A 20,032-nucleotide genomic window follows, 5' to 3' on the forward strand; every position below is an offset into this window, starting at 1 on the left:
CAATGACGAAGGACATAGCAATTATTGGAATGTCGGCCATATTTCCTGGAGCTCCAAATGTACAAACCTACTGGGAAAACATACTTAATAAAATAGATGCTGTTAAAGAAGTACCGGCTAACAGGATTGATAGCCGGTATTTTGGGGCCCATATAGCTACCGTAGATAGATTTTATTGCGATAAAGGTGGCTTTATTGATGATTATGCGCGCTTTGATCCAGTTGCTTTTGGCATTTTGCCATTAGCAGTTGAAGGTATGGAACCGGATCAATTGCTTACTTTACAGTTAGCCCATCAAGCTTTGGAAGATGCAGGTGTTTGGAATAAAAGATATTCGCTTGATAATACTTCTATTATTATAGGAAAAGGCAATTATGTTGGTCCAGGAGCGACAAGAGCTGTGGAGGTTGTGCACGTATCTGAGCAAATGATAGAGGTGTTAAGAAATCTTATGCCTCACCTGAGTGAGGAAGAACTTGACAAGGTAAAAAAAGAGTTTCAATCGAAAAAGGGGCGCTTTACTCCAGACACAGCGATGGGGCTGATACCCAATTTAGTCGCATCATTGGTAGCTAACCGCCTGAATCTAGGTGGTGCAGCATATACTGTTGATGCCGCTTGTGCCAGCTCATTGTTAGCAATAGACCATGCGGTAAATGAATTGATCTCTGGTCGTGCGGACATGGCGATAGCTGGTGGTGTACACGTAGCTCAAAATGCAACCTTTTGGAGTATCTTCAATCAGTTAGGAGCGCTATCCAAAAAACAACAAAGCAGACCATTTGATGAGGAGGCTGATGGGTTAATCATTGGAGAGGGTTGCGGATTTGTGGTGCTAAAGACGCTGGAAAAAGCGCAGCAAGATCTCGACAGAATTTATTGTGTTATTAAGGGAGTAGGTATAAGCAGCGATGGTTCGGGTACAAGTGTCATGAGCCCATCAGTTAAAGGACAAGCTAAAGCAATTGAACAAGCATTAAGAAATGCTGAAATATCACCAAATGACGTGGGCTATATTGAAGCACATGGAACAGCCACACCGCTAGGTGACCGTACAGAATTAGAGACTTTAAAACAAGTCTTTGGAACATATCAGAGTGGGTTAAAAGCAAAAATAGGTAGTGTAAAATCAATGATAGGCCATACTATGCCTGCAGCGGGTGTTGCAGGTGTAATTAAAACGGCTCTTGCTCTTTACCATGATATATTACCTCCTACACTACATTGCGACTCACCCATCGAAACAATGATGAGTACGCGCTTCGAGCCCTCTCTTAAACCAATTGCATGGTCGGAAAGCGGATTACCCCTCGTGGCAGGTGTAAATGCGTTTGGCTTTGGAGGAATTAATGCACATATTGTGCTAAAGGCTTATCCACAGCAAACAAAAATTGCATCCAAGCCAGCAACAACTTCCGTACTACCTGAAGAAAAACTCCTTTTATTAGCACGCACTAACGTAGAAGAATTGGTAGCAGCTTTGAAAGTACAGGATACTACACTAGGTGAAGGAAGCCACAGGATTGCTATTTTTAACCCTACAGAAGATAGGATAAAAAAGGCAATAAATATTGTAAAAAAAGGCAAACCATGGCGTAATCGCCAAGATATTTGGTTTAGCAATGAGCCACTCTTGAGTGATAATGGAAAGATCGCATTTCTATTTCCTGGCCTTGATGGATTATCATCAGGTGAGACAGACAGTATTGTTCACTATTTTGGAATTGAAAAGGAATTTTTGCTAGACAACTCGATGGAGGAGGCAAACGTACTAGGCTCTGCTTTAAGTCAGCTACATAATAGTAGAGTAATAGATTTGGCGTTAAAAAAATTGGGAGTATTACCTGATTTAAATGCGGGACATAGTATGGGTGAATGGCTCGCGGGTATGTCGGCGGGGCTCGTAACCACAGAATCAGTCAAAACACTAGTCGAAAATTTAGATCCTCGATCTTTTGAAATATCTGACGCACAATTTATTGCAGTGGGTTGTAGTTATGAACGAATCAGTAACCTGCTAAGCGTGATACCGAATCTCTACCTAGCCAATGATAACTGTCCTCAACAAGTTATTTTATGCGGGAGTCATGTAGCAATACAAGAGCTTACGCATCAGCTTAAACAAGACCAAATCTTTCATCAGGTCCTTCCATTTCAATCAGGGTTCCACACACCATTTATTAAGGATAAGGTTCCACAGTTACTTTTGGGAATAAATGAAATTGAATTTTTAAAAAATAAAGTACCAATATGGTCTGCTACCACTTTATCTCCTTATCCAACAAATGTGGACGAAATCCGTGCACTCACCGTTGAGCACCTAATACAGCCTGTTAGATTTAGAGAACTTATTGAAAAGTTACACCAGGAGGAAGACGTTAAAATTTTCTTGCAGATTGGATCAGGAGGAGTGACTGGTTTTGTAGACGATATTTTAAAAGGTAAAGCATATAATGCATTTGCGGCTAATTCTCCTCATAGAAATGGTTTGGCGCAATTAAAAAGGGTGCTTGCTTTATTGTATGTTGAAGGCAAAGAAGTAGATCTGGATTTCTTAGGAGTATCTAAAAAGCAAAAACTGGACTCCAGTATACAGCTCCAATTGGGTTCTTCACTCGTAACCGATTGGAAATTTTCACTCCCCCTTTTAGCACATCAACCTGAAAAGAAACAGAACAGAAGTAGTTTACTGTCTGCTGAACAGGTGAAAAATCCTTTGGCGAAAGCGGTAGTTGAAAATATGGAAGAAGCCATTGGAATGTATTCAGAGCTTATCACTATTTTAGAAGAGAGCGCTGTTCAATCAGGTAATTCTATACATAAAGAATATCGAGACACGCAGAAAGAGACGGTTATAATATCGTCTGAACCGCAAGTAATGTACGCCCCACTCTCTGTTTCTCTAGCAACACACCCCTACTTAATAGATCACGCATTAGTAAAACAAAAGAAAGGATGGCATTGCCCCGAGGATATGGATCCTGTTATTCCAATGACAATGATTTTTGAATTATTTGGAGAAATAGCTGAGTCATATGCTGAAGGAAAGATCTTAAATAAAATACAAGATATCAGAGTGTTCCAATGGATGAATGTAAGTAAGCCATTCAAAGAATCTGTAGAGGTGCGATGGATGGGTGCCGATAAACTCTCACTTAGTATCCAAAAATACGCTGAATTAATCGCTATTGTTGATGCAAATCGGAGTGTTGCTCCGCCTATCCAGCCCTTAGATATTGGAAAGCCACTAAACATTTCTATTGAAGCCAAAAGCATCTATGATCGCCATATGTTTCATGGACCTGCCTATCAAGGTATACGGTCTATATTAAGTATTTCTGATAAAGGAATAAGAGGAATGATTTCTGGGAATGGAGGAAAAGGTTCCTTACTGGATAATGCCGGACAATTATTTGGACTTTGGTTACAATTAACTTTGCCTATCAATCGTGTAGCATTTCCCGTTAAGATAGATGAAATTACTTTTTATCAAGATTTCCACGATCAAACTGGTGTCTTTGAATGCACCTGTATGCTAACGGATTTAAATAGTGAAACCGCTACTGCAAATTTTCTGCTGACTAGAAATGGAAAATTATGGGCCTCTATTCATGGATGGCAGAATATTCGTTTGGAATTTGACGAGCGTTTATGGCAAGTTTCTATGGCCCCAAAAAGTAATATTCTCTCGGATGAAATATCCCCAGGGGTATTTAAATTTCATAAAGCCTACCAGAAAGTTATCTCTTGGGATTTTATTGCTAAACGTTATTTACCACTTGACGATAGAAATTACTTACAGGAAATGCCGCTTAACAAAAGGAAAAAATGGCTAATAAGTCGCGTAGCAGTACGGGATGCCATTCGCTCTTTACTTCTAAAAGAAAAAAATGAAGCTCATTTTCCTATAGAATTTAATCTTGGAAAGTTGTCAAGTGGCCAACCAATAGTTAAAGGCGAAAATAAAGAAAATATTCATATTTCTATAGCCCATAAAAATGATGAGGCAGTTGGAATTGCAAGTATGGGCAAACCCGTTGGGATAGACATAGAAGAAATTAAAGAAAGAGGTAGTGGTTTCGATGAAATTGCGCTAACACATGCCGAGCAACTATTGCTAAAAGGCAGATTACATGATGAGTGGGTAACACGTTTTTGGGTAGCGAAAGAAGCGTACGGAAAATATTTAGGTAAAGGACTGCAAGGAAACCCAAAGAAATATCAGGTAAGCGCTGTAAATGGAAATGATCTATTAATAGAAGGCATTAAAATAAAAACTATTAAACATAACAATTATATTATAGGATGGACACTTTAGTAAATAACAGTAATGAAATTCAAAGTATATTTTTGACACTTAAACAATTCATTACGGAAATTATAGGGGAAGAATTTGTGGAAGAAATGGATATTACAATAGACAGTTCTTTTACAAAGGATTTAGAAATGGATAGTATTGAGATAGTTTCATTTTCTGAAAAGGTAAAAAACTACTTTGGCGAAGAAATAGATTTCACCGGTTGGCTTTCTAGCTTGGATCTTGATCAATTAATAGATTTGAATTTAAAAGACATTATACAATACATACTTTCGAATCAGAATAAATAAAATATTATACTAGTCCTTCTCGCAGAGCACTACTGACGAATCGAGATAAACTTTACTATAATATTCTCCATTTCAGTGAAGTTTATTTCGATTTTATCTTTCAGAAACATATGTAATATTATTTCCTTTTTTCGTTAAGACTAACTGCCACACATTGTTATACTTAGCTTTAAAAGATGCAGCACTAACACTAGCGATCCAAGGCTCAAACGGCACTATAAAAACGCTTGTCATTAACTGTAAATCATAGGGTCGGTCCCCACCTATCCTAACATCACTGGGTCTTAATAATTCCGTTAAAAAATCATTCATCATAATTGTAAAGTTTAAGCGATTTATGATTGCATCTTTACTATAGAAAAGGTTGTTAAATATATTCTAGTACAAAGATCTCAACAAATAGTTTAAAATATTTTTCATACTCAATTTGTTGGTTGAACTGAAAAATATTATTGATAATACATTGACAATAAGAAGGAATATTGCGGTTTTGAGTATATTTGCATACTCATGTTAAAAAGTAAGTCTTTCGTACTCATCACCCTCATGATGGCTACTTCCATGGCAGCAATAGACAGTAGTATCGTAAATGTTTCTTTACCCGTAATGAGGAGTGACTTTCAAGTAGAGTTAAATCAAATTGAGTGGGTAGTCACCGCCTATATGATTTCCTTTTCACTTTTCATTCCATTGACAAATTGGTTAAAAAAACGTTTTGGATACTATCACCTTTTTTTGGGAAGCATTTTAATATTTACAATTGGCTCTTTAATGTGTAGCATATCTCCTACACTTGACCTACTAGTCATTTCCAGAATTATACAGGCTATTGGCGGTGGAGCATTGTCTCCTACTTCGTTAGCTATATTAAGCGAAACCTATCCTAAAGAAGAACGTGGTACGGCCATTGGTTGGTGGGGAATGGGTAATGTTATGGGGCCAGCACTTGGTCCTACTTTAGGAGGAATACTTACCCATTTCCTTGGCTGGCAATCGATATTTTATATAAACATCCCCATAGGTATCCTTACAATTATATTTACAGTTAAATACCTAGGATTTCTTAAAAAGAAGTTTGATACGGCCAGTAAGTTTGACTTTAAAGGATTTGTTTATTTCTCCTTATTTATTATTGTATTGCAGTATACAATATCGATTATTAGTAAACAGGGATTCTTTTCGTTGTATTTTTTTATAGGATTGATCGTTTCTGTGCTAACGCTAACCCTATTTATAAGATCGTCAAAACGTCCACAATCGCTTTTAGATTTAAACGTTTTTAAAATATTCCAATTTAATATCGCGGCCGCAATAACAATTATTCGCTCATTGGCCTTGTATGGCGGCATGTTTTTTCTCCCTTTTCTGCTCCAAGGCTTACTTGGTTATTCTGAAATTGAGTCTGGTTTACTCATGTTGCCAAATGCCTTGATAATGCTTATAAGTAGACCCATATCTGGACGATTGGCCGATAAGGGACTAATAAGATACATTTCCATCACTGGAATTATAATAATTTCGTTTTCTTTTTTTCTATTTTCCCGCATTGACATTGGGGTATCTATTTGGTTTATCATTATTACAATGCTTTTTAGAGGTCTTGGGATGAGCTTATTAGTCGCACCGGTATCAACTGCGTTATTAAATGCAGTGACACCTTCACAAACACAAACAGCTACAGCCTTAAGTAGTCTTTTTTTGCAAGTAGGCGGTTCTATTGGTATTGCAATAAGTGCTGTTATTCATACTTTTATCTATGATCGTTATCTAGGCCAGGGGTATGAAATTAAAGTAGCAGAACATTTTGCATTACAAAACAGTTTTCTAATTACGGCGATTATTATCTTGTTAGCTGTCATTCCTGCCTTTAAGTTACCCCAACGTTCTAAAATTGCTTATCTACGGGAAAAACTTAAACATAGAATCGACAAAAAGAACATGGAAAACACTTTAGAAATATAAATGATGGACCTTTTATATAGGTATTTACCAGTCAGATCCTAAATAATCTTAGTCACTGCAATTCTTGAAAAAAAATATATATCTTGCACACGTAAAAATAACGGAGGTTTATACCAATTATAAATACTTCAGTATATTATACTTTTTATAGAACACACACGTTAACTTTGTTATAAAAAGAACACCTAACATAAATGAGTAAGAAAAAAAGCTTCAGCTGGTCTGAACAATGTGAACCGCACAAGCTACGCACAAAAGAAATAATCTCCCAGCATCCTGAGATACGCCAGTTAATCGGTAAGAATCCATATACTTTTCTTGTCATCTTGTTGTGCGTAGGTATACAGATTGGAATGTCTTGGATTTTGTACGATGAAAGTTGGTGGTTCATATTCCCTTGTGCATATTTAGTTGGAGCCTTTGCTTGCCATACTCTTTTTATTTGTATTCATGAATGTTCACATAACCTTATTTTTAAAAATCGTACATTAAATACTATCTCAGGAATAATTGCCAACCTGCCATTGGTATTTCCGAGTTCTGTATCCTTTCAAAAGTATCATTTAAAACATCATGCTTTTCAGGGAATAGAGGAGTTGGACGCAGATATGCCAAGCGAATGGGAGGCTCGATTGGTGAACAATTCATCTTTAGGAAAAGCACTATGGTTATTGTTTTATCCTATTGTTCAAGCATTAAGGCTCCACCGAATGAGCAAAGAAATCAAAATGTTTGATAAATGGCTTGTGGTAAATTATTTAGTCCAACTAGTATTCGTTGCTTTTATATTTTATTTTTTGAAATGGAAAGCTATTGTTTATTTGCTAGCTAGTTTTTTCTTTTCGGTAGGGCTACACCCGCTAGGTGCACGTTGGATACAAGAGCATTTTCTTACACATGATGAAGAACAGGAAACAAAAAGTTATTATGGCGTGCTGAATACAGTTAATTTAAATGTAGGCTATCATAATGAACATCATGATTTTCCATCCATTCCTTGGAATAATTTGCCAAAAATTAAGAAAATTGCTGGTCAACATTATACTTCTTTAGGTTATCATAGCTCATATACAAAATTACTCTTCAGATTTTTGTTTGACAGGAGATTATCGTTATATTCTCGTGTTGCCCGAAATAATCGTGGAAAAACTAAAATGTCTTAATTTATTTCTTTTAGCAAATACCGACAAATTCTTATTTAAGGCTATCTAAAACAGAAGATTAGGTTAATTGCACAATCGCCAAGAGAAGTTGATTGATTTTTTGATTTTCATATATGTGCCGAAATCTAATTGTTTACCAATATATGTGACACGAATATGGCTAAACTACATAGTCTGCCAATTCAGATTTTGCTTGCTAAAGACTTTTTAAGAATTGAGAGGCTTCGCACCGATTATCATTATCTATCAACTGTTCCCCATAGACATGATCATTATGAATTACTTTGGATAACTTCTGGCAAAGGATTTCATTATATTAATTTCAAACCTTACCCTTTTATACAAAACAGGGTTTATCTCTTACAGGAAGGTCAAATGCATCTCATTCCTGAATTTGAAAGAGATGGTTGGATAATTTTAATTAGCGAACACCTTATACATCAGTTTTTTGCTATGCACCCAACAGAGGAAGGTTCGGGCTTATTTGATCCTTTTGGTACCGATCCGTTCCTTGATTTAGACGACCATACTAGTTTATTTTTCAATAATTGCCTTTCTCTATTGCAAGCAGAATTGGCAAGCGGCTATCCAAGCAAAAATGTACTATTTCACTTATTAAGTATAATGCTTCTAAAGATTAACGGACAGCATTTAAAAGCATACGGAAAGGAACCTTTAATACAACGTGACAAGGAAGTTCTTCTAAAGCTTAGAAGACTTATTAATCAACATTATCGAAAGGAACATAATACAGATTTTTATGTACAAAAACTTGGAATAAACGTAAAAACAGTTAACCATATCTGCCAGAAATTAGTACAAAGAAGTGTTCACGATCTTATTCAAGATAAGCTTTTAACCGAAGCCAAAATGTTGTTATTAACCAGCGGTATAAATATGAAAGAAATTGCCTTTAAATTAGGTTTTAGTGATCCTGCCTATTTTGGCCGTTTTTTCAAAAAGCTTACTAAGCTTACGCCAGCGAACTATAGGTCTGATAATTCGTAATAATACCATACTTTTCTTAAAAGTTCATATAACGGAAAGCCATACTGAGCTAATTTTGCTCAGCATGAACGAACAAAAAAAAACGTTATCTGCTGTGTTCATTGGAGTGTTAGCAGCTTTATTTTTATCATCAACCTTTACAATTAATAGCCTATTAGCGCATACAGGAGGGCACTGGGCATGGACCGCTTGCTTGAGAAGTTTATTTATGATTCCGATAATGTCATTTCCTCTTCTTCTGTCTAAAAAGCTATTTCCCTTAATAGCAGTACTCCTAAGATTTCCATCGATTTTTTTGAAATGGGGTATTTTTGGGTTTGGAGGATTATATACCTGTATTGCACTTGCCTCTCTATACCTCCCCGGTTGGTTAATTGCCGCTATTTTTCAAATTAATATTCTAGCTGGCATATTAATTGCTCCTTTCATTTATAATGATCACCGGAAGAAAATACCCCTGAAAGCCCTGCTCTTATCATTATTCATTGTACTAGGTGTATTTGTGATGCAACTAGACAGATTAACACATCTCCAAAATATTCACTCGCTTTATTTCAGTTTCTTACTAATAATTATTGGAGCCTTTGCCTGGCCTTTGGCAAATCGAAAGCTATTAATTGATTTGGAAGAAAAAGGGTATAATCTAAATGCAATGCAGCGGGTAATGGGACTTACACTGGGTTCGTTACCCTTACTGCTTTTGCTAGTATTCTATGCGTACTCTCAATCAGGCAGTGCTCCAATTAGTCAAATACAAGCCTCACTTTATTCCGCGATCTTTTCAGGTTTTTTTGGTGGGGTGTGCTTTTATCAAGCTACACAAATGGTCAAACATAACCCAATAGCACTTGCGACCGTAGAAGCCACTCAAGTATTTGAAATATTCTTCGCGCTAATTGGTGAAATGATCTTGATAAATGCTCCAATGCCTAGTAAATACGCTCTTTGGGGTATGTTGCTAATAGGTACTGCAATGCTGGTGCAAATCTTGTTAGCAGTCCGTACATCGCGATCCTTAACTGCTACTATTAGATAGTCCTGTCATTTTTCTTAATTTTATTAAAGATAATTTTGTTCTCGGAATTATTTTGTAATTTTGAAATTCATCAGATGATATGACGAATATAATTTTTAAAAGATCATTGGCAGACGAGGTGGCCATAAAATTAACCGAAGAGATTACCTCTGGCCATTACAAGTTAAATGAAAAACTTCCTACTGAGCCCGCGCTTATGAAACGTTTTGGAGTGGGGCGGTCTACCATAAGAGAAGCGACAAAAATTCTCGCCAATCTCGGTTTATTGAGAATTCAACAAGGAGTAGGAACTTTTGTGGAAAGTGCCGAACCAGTAAAAGAACCTATAGATCAGCGATTGAAAAGGGCTAAGGTACAAGATCTTGATGAAGTGAGGCAACTGCTTGAAATGAAAATTGCTGAAAAAGCGGCTAAAAACCGTACTGCTGAAGACATCAAATCAATTGAATTTCATCTAGCTGAAAGAAAGAGAACTGCAGAACATGGTATGCTTAGTGAATGTATTGAAGCAGATATTAATTTTCATGTTGCAATAGCAGAAGCCTCTAAAAATGAAATTTTAGCTGATTTATACAAATCAGCCTCTGTACATTTGAAAAACTGGTTTTTACAAATACATACTGATACGAAACCTTTTTTGGACACCTATCATCTACATCATGAACTTCTCCAAAATATTGTCAAAGGTGACTCAAAAAAAGCCTGGGCAGTTGCAGCAAAAATTACTGGACATTTTTCAAAATAATTATAACATAAATCGTAAGCGCATTTGACAATTCAACTATGAAAACGTTAACGGAAGCACCTATTACTCCACCAACAAAAGAAATAGTAAATAAAACAGTTTTTTCGATTCTGTTTACTATAAGCTTTACACATTTACTTAACGATATGATCCAGTCAGTTATCCCTGCTGTTTATCCGTTGATCAAAACAAATTTTCATCTTTCATTCAGCCAAATTGGAATGATAACTTTCACCTTTCAATTAACGGCATCTCTGCTACAACCTTTCGTTGGCTTCTACACAGATCGTACGCCACGTCCCAATTCATTGGCAATAGGTATGGGTTTTACCTTATTAGGCTTGATATTGCTATCTTTTGCGACTAGCTTTTTAATGATTTTAGTTTCTGTTAGTTTGATTGGTATGGGCTCTTCTGTCTTTCATCCAGAATCGTCAAGAGTTGCGCATATGGCATCGGGGGGGCAAAAAGGATTAGCTCAATCCATTTTCCAACTTGGGGGGAACGCAGGCAGTGCTATAGGCCCTCTTTTAGCAGCTATTATAATTGTTCCGTATGGTCAAGCGAATATTATTTGGTTCGCTTTTGCAGCAATTTTAGCTATTGCAGTTTTATTCCGTATTGGAAAATGGTATCGAGAACATCTATATCTAAAGAATTTTAACAAAGTAAAATTATCATCTGATTTCTCTCCTAGCTTACCTAAAAAGAGAATAATATTTTCAATTTGTATTCTATTAGTACTTATTTTTTCAAAGTATTTTTATATGGCAAGTATGACGAGCTATTTTACTTTTTATTTAATAGAAAAATTTCAGGTTTCTGTACAGCAATCGCAGATTTATTTATTTGCATTTCTAGCAGCGGTTGCCGCAGGAACTATGATTGGTGGGCCGTTGGGAGATCGTTTTGGTCGTAAACATATTATTTGGGTTTCTATCTTAGGAGCTGCGCCCTTTACTTTACTGCTTCCATATACTAATTTGTTTTGGACTGGAGCTCTTTCAGTAATCATTGGATTAATAATATCTTCTGCTTTTTCAGCAATATTAGTATATGCAACTGATCTTATGCCAGGAAAAGTAGGTATGATTGCAGGATTATTTTTCGGCTTTGCCTTTGGGATGGGGGGTGTAGGTTCGGCTGTTTTAGGGAGGCTGGCTGATCATACTAGTATCGAATATGTATTTAAAATTTGTGCATATTTGCCTTTAATTGGAATTATTACGGGCCTGTTACCCAATATTGAAGGCAGAACTAGACGTAGTTAGTTTTTGACACCTTGTTTTCTTTTGCAACCGAAAACAAGGTGTCTTATTTTTATAACTATTTTTATTTTGTTTGAATATTGCAATCATATGTTTGAATATTACTTCCCTTTAGTCGTTTATCTCTTTATCTTTGATTGAATATTTGGTTTATGGAAAATACAGAGACATTAGAACAGTTTTACCAACACAAAATGAGTTGGTTGCCAAAAAACCTAAAGCAAGATATTGGACATGTGAATGTTTTTCGCTTAGAGGACTGTATGGGTGTTGGAAAAAGACCAGTCAAATATAGCAGGAGAGATTTTTACAAAATAGCTTTGACACGCGGTAAACACATTTACCACTATGCCGATAAAAGTTTAGAGGTTACTGGATCAACCTTAATATTCTTCAACCCATTAGTCCCTTATACTTACGAACAGCTATCTGAAGACGATCCGTCTGGCTACTTTTGCATCTTTAAAGAATCATTTTTTACGGAACGTATCAGAGGAGGAATAAAAGATCTACCAATGTTTGTTCCTACAAATAAGCCAAGCTACTCATTAAGTGTTGAACAGGACCATTCTGTTAGTCAAATTTTTGATAAAATGATAGCAGAAATAAATTCAGATTATGTTTTCAAATATGACTTGATTCGTAATTATATCATGGAAATGATACACTACGCAATGAAGATACATCCCACAGAAACATTATATACGCATACAGATGCCAATGCACGTATTACAGCTGTATTTACTGAACTATTAGAACGTCAATTTCCAATAGAATCGCCTACCCAACGATTTACTATGCGCTCTCCTCGAGATTTTGCAGATCAGCTTGCTGTCCATGTGAATCATTTAAATCGTGCTATTCGCTTAACGACGGGTAAAACTACTACTGACCACATTTTTGAAAGACTTGTTAGCGAAGCCAAAATATTACTTAAATATACAGATTGGAATGTAGCCGAAATAGGATACTCTTTAGGTTTTGAAGAGCCAGCTCATTTTAATCATTTCTTCAAGAAACAGACAGATCTAACACCGAGTTCTTTTAGAATTTAAATGGGCATCAACGCTTGTTTATGGTCTATTTTCTCGATAATACGAAGATTGGATTTCTTACTCACAATGAGTGGCGATGAAAATAGCATTAATGGACCGATTTAATTTGGTAATTTTTGCCGTTAAAAATAAAATGTTCTTTTGCTGCCCTTCCTATTAAATTTTTGCCAATCGGTGATTCGGGTGATATCACAAAATAGCTTTGTCCACGCACAACGAGCTCACCAATACTTATTGCAATAAAGAAACATCCATTGTTTGTTTCGATCAAATTACCAATTTGAATGGTTACGGTGGTTCTTTTTTCATTTATTTGATTGAGTATTTGTTGCATATGCTTAGCAGTATTCAAGAGTTGCTCATTTCTATTGATCTCCTGATTCATCATTTCTCTAGTAGTTTCATACTTATCTCCGGCACTACTTTTAGCATCGCTATTCGCTGCATCACGAGCAGAAGCTATTGCTTGTTTTGCCGTCTGCACTCTCTGCTCCACGTATTCTTTGCAAGCTAATAAAAGAGCCAACTTTTGATTTTGAAAATCTGTCATAGGACAAATTTATCATGAAAATAATGGAAATAAAACTTTTTATGTTCGTTCATGCGGGCTCGATAGTCCAATATTTACGATTGCTATACCTATATATTGCTTATTACGATAATAGTTTTTTTGTTCTTTTTATTATAATTCAAAAACAGAATGCCAGGAATATCGTTAATATAGTAATTTCGCCCAAATGAATAAGGAGAACATCTTTTCACTACTAAAAAACTGGTCTATGAAAACTTTAGGTGTTGCAGCAGTAATCCATGTGAAGAACATGAATCAATCTTTGCCTTATTACATAGACATTCTCGGATTTACTATAGACTTTCAATATGGTGAATATATAGGAATTAAGCATGGAGACGTTCTATTGCACTTAAGTAGCTCTTTAAACCCCGGAAGAAAGAAAGCGCCAGGATCTGGGCATGTTTGTATAGATTGTGATGAAGTCGACACCTATTATGCCCATATCCAAGAAAAAGGAGCAGATATTTCTGCACCTTTAGATAATAGACCTTATGGCATGCGTGATTTTGCTGTCGATGACCCAGACGGAAATACACTCGTTTTTGGTAAAAGCATTTACGTCTTATAAAACCACTATAGTTCTTTAAATAAAAGAATTGGAAAACTATATTTTTATTTTATATTCCTCAATTTTTCTGTATAGGGTGGCTAATCCTAATTCAAGCAAACGAGCAGTTTCCGTTTTGTTACCCTTCGTATAATTAAGCACGTGTTGGATATGTTTTTTTTCAATACTCCACATGGAAAAAGTTGACTGCAGTTCAGCATCAGGATATGAAACTGTTTGTATTTCATAAGGTAAAGAAGAAATATCTAATGTATCGTCATTAGACAGTATAACGCTTCTTTCAATTACATTTTTTAATTCTCTAATATTACCTTTCCAATAATGTTTTTCTAACGCCGCAATATATTTGGCATCAAGTTTCTGTATTTTCTTGTTAGTTTTTGCGGCAAATATGCTAGCAAAATTTTTAGCTAAAATGGATATGTCCGATTTCCGCTCTCTTAGTGGGGGCAGCAAAATCTGAAAAACAGAAAGCCTATAATATAAATCATTCCTAAAGCGATTTTCAGCAATTTCAGTGTCTAAATTACGATTAGTTGCAGCTATAACTCTTACGTTCACTTTAGTGGTCACAGTATCACCTACCTTTATAAATTCTCCGGATTCCAATACCCTTAAAAGCTTCGCTTGTAGTTCTGCTGCCATCTCCCCGATTTCATCTAAAAAGATTGTTCCACCATTAGCTTCTTCGAATAATCCTTTCTTATCTTTTAAAGCACCTGTAAATGCACCAGCCTTGTGTCCAAATAACTCACTCTCTAGCAACTCTCTTCCAAAGGCAGAACAATTGATGGCAACAAAATTTTTTCTATTTCTTTCACTTGCTTGGTGTATAGCTTGTGCGAATACCTCTTTACCAGTGCCGGTCTCCCCTAACAATAGTACTGTTGTATCAGTGACAGCTACTCTTTTTGCTAAATCAATAACTTGTAATATGTTTTCAGCATTACCCAATATACTGTCAAATGAATACTTCTTGCCTACACGTTCCTCTAATTGCTTCACTCGTCGCGATAATTCTACCTTTTCGAGTGCTCTATAGATGAGTGGTAAAATTTTGTTATTGTCATCGCCCTTGGTAATATAATCAAAGGCTCCGTTTTTAATGGCTTGCACACTATTTGGTATATTGCCATAAGCAGTAAGCAATATTACCTCTGCATTTGGTTGTATATCTTTTATTCTTGGTATAAAATCGACACCATTGCCATCCGGTAACTTTACATCGCAAATAATCACATCAACCTCTTGTTGCATTAATTTTTTCTCGGCCGACTTTAGGTTTTCCGATTGCATGACATGAAAACCTTCAAAGCCAATAATTTTAGCCATCAGATTTCTGAGCTTCTCCTCATCATCTATAAGTAAAATCTGTTGCACGCTTTATAAAATCTATGTGAAAATTAAATTATCTAATGAATGATAAAATAACGATTTACAATATCCATTAAGCTTATTAGGACTTTGCATATTATTGCAATTATTTGATTTTCAATTTATTCCACCAAACAGAAAGCTTATTATCATCGAGATTTTCCTTCTCTGATAAATCAATCGATTTATTAATCATGTATAAATTGTTCTCACGTAAGGTGTCAGGATCGGGAAATGGGGACGGGTAAGCTTTGGAAACCCTTATAGTGCCTTTTAGTGTTTCAATCGACTGCCCTTGGTCTTCATCGTAAGCAGTAACTCTAAAGGCAGAAGGTGTTAAAACTTGAATTTCCATCAAACTCGTAAATATATAAAGCGGAAGATTACCACCCTCTATATTAAAGAAAACATCCCCATTTAATTTAATTTTTTTTTGATCGTTGACTTGAGTATCAATAAGTAAACTCGAATTGTCTATATAAAACACTTTAGAGCTATCTGATAAAATATTTTCAATTTTAGAAGGGATAGGTATACTATCATTTAAAGAAAGTTTTTTTGAAATATCGGCCTCCTTTATATTATTGTTAGTTGTGCTGCTACCACAGCCAGAAAAAAAAAATATTAATGTATTTAATAAAATGGAAGCGAGAGATTTGCTAAACATCATTGTACTTTATCGATTAAAGACAAAGCTATGATTTTTTATTGTTTCACAATAGTTTTTGTATTATTGTTTATTTGGAACCGTCCATAAATAAATGGTGGAGCTCCCAACAGACATTTGTTTATCAGGTTTCCAGTCGCCCATATCAAATGAATGGGATACAATTCTTGTTCCCGGTTTTAAATTAAGTAGTTTTGGTTTAAGCTTTAAATTCACAGAAGGTAACAGATAGAGTGTGACAACGGTGGCTTTGGTAAAATCTGCATTAAAAAGATCGTCTTGTATAAAAGTAACCTGATCTTTTACTTTAGCTTTCTTTGCGTTTTTTTTTGCTTCTTCTATACGTTGAGGGTCAATATCTACTCCAACGCTTGTCGCTCCATATTTTTTTGCAGCGGTTACCACAATACGCCCATCTCCACAACCTAAATCGTAAAGTATATCGTTCTTATTTACCTGAGCCAAATTAAGCATTGCTTCTACAACCTGCTGGTCAGTAGGAACAAATGGCACATCTGTTTTAATAGGTTCTTGAGCAAAAGCTGCTTGAGAACTGCATATAAATGCAAATAACATTCCGATTATAATTTTCGCCCTTTTCATGTTTTCATATAACTAGCTGATAATCCAACATATCAGTAAAATAATTGTTTTATTTTTTTACTATTCCTTCATTTCGATTTATCATCTACGAATAAGACAAATAGCAAACCTACCATCAGCACACCAATACCTAGCAGTGCGCCCTTTCCAGTATATAGAACGCTGCTAAGTAATAGGAACCCGCTACTTAAACAGAAAACTAATGGCATAAACGGATAAAAGGGAACTTTAAATGGCCGATTTCTACTCGGATCCTTAACTCTCAAAATCAAAACAGCCAACCCTACTAATAAAAAGAAAAACCAAAAAACAGGCGCAGTATATTCCACAATGGTTTCGAAGCCATGTCTCGTAATGACACCGAGTGCGATAAGCATTAAGGAAATAATTGCTTGTAAAATGAGTGCATTTACAGGGGAAGACACCTTATTATTCCATTTACCGAGAGTAGCAAAATGGGAAAAGTCATTTCCGACGGCATAGTTAGATCTTGCTCCTGTTATTATCGTAGCGTTTGCTGATGTCAATGCAGAAATAGCAACAAGTAAACCGATAAATTTAACTGAAGCCCCACCCCAAGCTAGTTGAACCAAATCAGCAGCAACGGCCTTTGAATTGGCCACGCCTTGATGGCCTAGCGCATAAATATATGCGTAATTAACCAATATATATACAATGGTTATAATCAGGATACTTGCAATCATAGCGAACGCCATACTTCTGCTACCTGATTTCATTTCAGCTGAAACATAAGCAGCTTCGTTCCAGCCCCCATAGGTTAACAAGACAAAAACCATTGCCATGCCCCAATTACTCATGAACGAACTTGTATTTTCGTGTACATTTGGTGAAGGTGGGGCTTCGGTAGTAAAAAACAGACCAGCCACGATTACAAGCAATATACCAGTGACTTCCATCAAAGTGAATATCTTCTGGGTACCTGTTCCGATTTTTATACCAAGTATGTTCACAAATGTGAGCAAAACAATAATGCCCGAAGCATAGATTACTTCAGTATATGGTCCCAAAGTATAAATTTGTGAAGCATAATCACTAAATATAAATGCTAATAAAGCAATAGATCCGGTTTGGATAACTGTCATCCTAGCCCAAGCAAATAAAAAAGCTAATCGTTTGCCATACGCCCTATAGAGGAAGTGATAATCTCCTCCTGTATGCGGGTAAGCGGAGGTTAGCTCAGCATAGCTCAATGCTCCAGACAACGAAACTGCACCCCCTAATAGCCATGACAGTAGAAACATAGAGTCATTAGAGGTATTTGCTGCTACCAATGCTGGTGTTTTAAAAACACCGGCTCCAATTACAATTCCAACAATAATTGATATAGCATCTACCGATCCTAATATTTTTTTGGGTTCGCCAATGTTTTCATTAGTTGATTTTTTTACATCAATCACGCTAACATTAATTTTGGTTCATCATACTTAATATAAAACATAAATTAAGTACAAATGAGAACCATTAATTGTTTAAGCATCAATTTGATTAGTTAGCTCTAAAAAGACCTAACCGTAACAAGCTGAATTAACTGTTGATTGACGAATCAATTTCGTTCTACAGCATTGACATATTCTTCCAAAATAGTATTAATTTGTTTGACACTAACTAGCGTAAAATAAGCAGCCAATGAGCAGGCTAAAATCCCATTTATACAGGCCAGTAGCAAACCATTGAAAGTGCTCTCAGCTGGCAATAACCACTGTACCACCAGCATAATAATCAAAATAGCAAGAAATGTTTTTAAACCATTATAAACACCTTCACGCAAAAAAAAACGCATATTTACTTGCTCATCGTCCCATAATTTCCCTAGGTTGGCTGTGGTAAAAAATTCAGTGATTTTTTTCATAAAATCAACTGTAATGGCTAATGGTACAAATAATGCCATTGGTAATATAAATCTGGCAAAACAAAACTCCCCTTCAAATAACGAAACTGCTGTGGGGTTTTCAAAACTAAAATAGGGTATTATCCCATTAAATAACAGATTAGGAACCAAATACCAAAAAAGCTTCCTTTTGAGAAAGGCTTTTGCTGGTTTATAATCAGTAATAGTTTTAATCTGGTCTATCATTACGTACTAGTGCAATTTTAATTTTCTAATAGATCCTGATGTATGATTGACCTTAACGTCTCAAAAGTAGTTTTAATAAAAACGTTTGCTTCCTTTTCTGCCATTATTGCCTCATTAGACATAAATGTTAAGTCCAGAATACCTTTATAAGAACTAATCACAATTGTATTGGGGTTGCGCCATGGAAATGACACTGACGGACTATAAATAGATTGTACCTCAAACGTATTAAATGTTTCTTGTATAGCTAAACTGCCCATATTAGAAAATGTAAAATCATGTGTACCATCTTTCGTAAGAAGGTGGTTTATAAGCTTCGGAACTATTTTTTGAAATCCCTCGCTCATTTCTAGAATTTCAGCAATATTGATCTTTTTGATTCCACGGTTGATTTCTTCTTTCATTTTTTTAGCTGATGGCCAAATAGCATCTAAATTCCTTTTGTCTAAGTTCAATTCAATAATTGGAGCAAAAGCAAAAAGTTGATCTTCTTCTATGTCAGTTAAAAATTTTCGTATATCAATTGGACATATTAATTTCCCTTTAAATTTCTCAGGAAAGAGATTAAAGTACGTCTTTAGTAAAGATACACCCACTACCGTATACAATGAAGCACCTTGTGATTTACACAACCTAAGTATTTTTTTTGTCTCCCCAGCTTCTAAACGGTGATGTATCATGTAAGACAATTCCGGTTTTAATAATTTTTTTTGATTTACTTTGCTCGGTAACAAAATATTCGCCAGTCCCTTACCAACATAACCTTTAAGGGATAAATTCAATTTTTTCCAGCCAGAAAGTGCTATAGGAGAAGATAACTTTTCTATGAACGGCTGGCCTTCCAAATGGTGTTGTGGATCATCAATAAGTAAGAGTAATTCTCTTAAAAGAGTAGTCATGCTTGTTCCATCAGCAATGCAATGGGGGCAAACGAGTATAATTTCAGAAATCTCATCTCCTTTCACCCAAATAAGTCTTGCCAAAGGTCCGCTGACCACATCGAAAAATGATTGCCATTGCATTTTAGAAATAATCTGCCAGTACGCATCATCCTTTCTTTTATGTTCGATTATTGGAATAGGTTCAATCTCATTTTTAAGCATGAAATAGGGTTTCGTGTCCTGTTCGCAAACGATCGATCTTAAAAGAGGATGTTTTTTCTGAAGTTTTTCTAAGGCCGCACTAAGTATAGGTCGGGATAATTCTCCTCTAATGCTTACAGTAAATAAACAATTGACGGATTGATGTTTACCGACATACATTATTCGCTCACCAACAGAAAGTGCTCTTTGCTTCGTCATCGTT

At 35.7% G+C, this 20,032-nt stretch carries 18 protein-coding genes; 10 read left to right on the forward strand and 8 right to left on the reverse strand.

Annotation, left to right across the window (positions count from 1 at the left end; genetic code table 11):
- Positions 1–2: 2 nt before the first annotated feature.
- Positions 3–4,319 (forward strand): type I polyketide synthase, encoded by a 4,317-nt coding sequence (locus BMY50_RS04195; protein WP_093318737.1) that lies wholly within the window; start codon positions 3–5, stop codon positions 4,317–4,319.
- A complete protein-coding gene (locus BMY50_RS04200; RefSeq protein WP_093318740.1) occupies positions 4,307–4,609 on the forward strand; it encodes a phosphopantetheine-binding protein in 303 nt (100 codons plus the stop codon). The genes BMY50_RS04195 and BMY50_RS04200 overlap by 13 nt, the downstream gene beginning before the upstream one ends.
- A gap of 93 nt (positions 4,610–4,702) precedes the next feature.
- On the opposite strand, the gene BMY50_RS04205 is transcribed toward BMY50_RS04200, so the two are convergent.
- Positions 4,703–4,924: a hypothetical protein gene (locus BMY50_RS04205; protein WP_093318744.1), complete on the reverse strand. Its 222-nt coding sequence runs from the start codon at positions 4,922–4,924 to the stop codon at positions 4,703–4,705.
- Between the two features lie 195 nt (positions 4,925–5,119).
- Between BMY50_RS04205 and BMY50_RS04210 the strand changes: the two genes are divergently transcribed.
- The 7 genes from BMY50_RS04210 to BMY50_RS04240 all read left to right on the forward strand — a co-directional run bounded on the left by BMY50_RS04210 (position 5,120) and on the right by BMY50_RS04240 (position 12,846).
- A complete protein-coding gene (locus tag BMY50_RS04210) occupies positions 5,120–6,571 on the forward strand; it encodes a DHA2 family efflux MFS transporter permease subunit (RefSeq protein ID WP_093318748.1) in 1,452 nt (483 codons plus the stop codon).
- Positions 6,572–6,765: 194 nt separating this feature from the next.
- Positions 6,766–7,734, forward strand: coding sequence for a fatty acid desaturase (locus tag BMY50_RS04215; RefSeq protein ID WP_093318754.1), 969 nt, complete (start codon positions 6,766–6,768; stop codon positions 7,732–7,734).
- A 156-nt stretch (positions 7,735–7,890) separates the two neighbouring features.
- Complete coding sequence (locus tag BMY50_RS04220; RefSeq protein ID WP_093318764.1) at positions 7,891–8,742, forward strand: helix-turn-helix domain-containing protein; 852 nt, start codon at positions 7,891–7,893, stop codon at positions 8,740–8,742.
- 64 nt (positions 8,743–8,806) lie between these two features.
- Positions 8,807–9,778, forward strand: coding sequence for a multidrug resistance efflux transporter family protein (locus BMY50_RS04225; RefSeq protein ID WP_093318776.1), 972 nt, complete (start codon positions 8,807–8,809; stop codon positions 9,776–9,778).
- A 79-nt stretch (positions 9,779–9,857) separates the two neighbouring features.
- Complete coding sequence (locus BMY50_RS04230; protein WP_093318780.1) at positions 9,858–10,523, forward strand: FadR/GntR family transcriptional regulator; 666 nt, start codon at positions 9,858–9,860, stop codon at positions 10,521–10,523.
- Positions 10,524–10,561: 38 nt separating this feature from the next.
- Positions 10,562–11,794 carry an MFS transporter gene (locus BMY50_RS04235; protein WP_093318784.1) on the forward strand — a complete coding sequence of 411 codons (1,233 nt, stop codon included), beginning with the start codon at positions 10,562–10,564 and terminating at the stop codon, positions 11,792–11,794.
- 149 nt (positions 11,795–11,943) lie between these two features.
- Positions 11,944–12,846: a helix-turn-helix domain-containing protein gene (locus BMY50_RS04240; RefSeq protein WP_093318789.1), complete on the forward strand. Its 903-nt coding sequence runs from the start codon at positions 11,944–11,946 to the stop codon at positions 12,844–12,846.
- 88 nt (positions 12,847–12,934) lie between these two features.
- On the opposite strand, the gene BMY50_RS04245 is transcribed toward BMY50_RS04240, so the two are convergent.
- Positions 12,935–13,396, reverse strand: coding sequence for a hypothetical protein (locus BMY50_RS04245; RefSeq protein ID WP_093318794.1), 462 nt, complete (start codon positions 13,394–13,396; stop codon positions 12,935–12,937).
- A gap of 229 nt (positions 13,397–13,625) precedes the next feature.
- Here BMY50_RS04245 and BMY50_RS04250 point away from each other — a divergent pair, with 229 nt between their 5' ends.
- Entirely contained in the window at positions 13,626–13,988 is a 363-nt protein-coding gene (locus BMY50_RS04250) for a VOC family protein (RefSeq protein WP_162276531.1), read from the forward strand.
- Positions 13,989–14,024: 36 nt separating this feature from the next.
- Here BMY50_RS04250 and BMY50_RS04255 read toward each other — a convergent pair whose 3' ends face one another.
- The 6 genes from BMY50_RS04255 to BMY50_RS04280 form a co-directional block, all read right to left on the reverse strand.
- Positions 14,025–15,368, reverse strand: a complete 1,344-nt coding sequence (locus tag BMY50_RS04255) for a sigma-54-dependent transcriptional regulator (protein WP_093318813.1) — start codon at positions 15,366–15,368, stop codon at positions 14,025–14,027.
- A 100-nt stretch (positions 15,369–15,468) separates the two neighbouring features.
- A complete protein-coding gene (locus BMY50_RS04260; protein ID WP_139202199.1) occupies positions 15,469–16,032 on the reverse strand; it encodes a hypothetical protein in 564 nt (187 codons plus the stop codon).
- Between the two features lie 60 nt (positions 16,033–16,092).
- Entirely contained in the window at positions 16,093–16,605 is a 513-nt protein-coding gene (locus BMY50_RS04265) for an SAM-dependent methyltransferase (protein ID WP_238383656.1), read from the reverse strand.
- Positions 16,606–16,700: 95 nt separating this feature from the next.
- Positions 16,701–18,050, reverse strand: coding sequence for an APC family permease (locus BMY50_RS04270; protein ID WP_238383657.1), 1,350 nt, complete (start codon positions 18,048–18,050; stop codon positions 16,701–16,703).
- Between the two features lie 146 nt (positions 18,051–18,196).
- Positions 18,197–18,727, reverse strand: coding sequence for a hypothetical protein (locus BMY50_RS28410; protein WP_093318826.1), 531 nt, complete (start codon positions 18,725–18,727; stop codon positions 18,197–18,199).
- Between the two features lie 17 nt (positions 18,728–18,744).
- Positions 18,745–20,028 carry a condensation domain-containing protein gene (locus BMY50_RS04280; protein WP_093318854.1) on the reverse strand — a complete coding sequence of 428 codons (1,284 nt, stop codon included), beginning with the start codon at positions 20,026–20,028 and terminating at the stop codon, positions 18,745–18,747.
- Between the last annotated feature and the right edge of the window lie 4 nt (positions 20,029–20,032).

Origin of the sequence: Olivibacter domesticus (assembly GCF_900109575.1) — a bacterium.
Taxonomy (GTDB): Bacteria; Bacteroidota; Bacteroidia; order Sphingobacteriales; family Sphingobacteriaceae; genus Olivibacter; species Olivibacter domesticus.